At 56.5% G+C, this 278-nt stretch carries 1 protein-coding gene; it reads right to left on the bottom strand.

Going from position 1 to position 278, the window contains the following annotated elements; all coding sequences use genetic code 11:
* A partial coding sequence (locus tag R0J87_RS19830; protein ID WP_498888401.1) for a hypothetical protein occupies positions 1–278 on the bottom strand: 278 nt, incomplete at both ends.

Genomic DNA, 278 nt, shown 5'->3' with positions numbered 1-278 from the left:
AACCCACGGTGATAAGGTGCGGAATTTCGCTGTACGGGAAGCCTGCCATCTGTTGCGCCTGGGTGATAACCGCAGAGAAATCATCACCGTCCAGATGACGCACGCCAGGCCAGCCAACAATGCTGCGGGTCCAGATACGATCGTCATAAGCGCCTACGGTTGGGTCGATGATGCAGTTCGAGGTCATCACGATGGGGCCAGGGAAACGAGCGAACTCCACTTGCTGATTCTGCCAGCCGCTGCCGTAGTTACCGACCAGATGCTTGAATTTACGCAGC

This window comes from Halomonas sp. SIMBA_159 (assembly GCF_046536035.1).
Classification (GTDB): Bacteria; Pseudomonadota; Gammaproteobacteria; order Pseudomonadales; family Halomonadaceae; genus Vreelandella; species Vreelandella venusta_A.
Note: the sequence above shows the minus strand (reverse complement) of the source record. Positions and strands in the feature narration are given on the sequence as shown.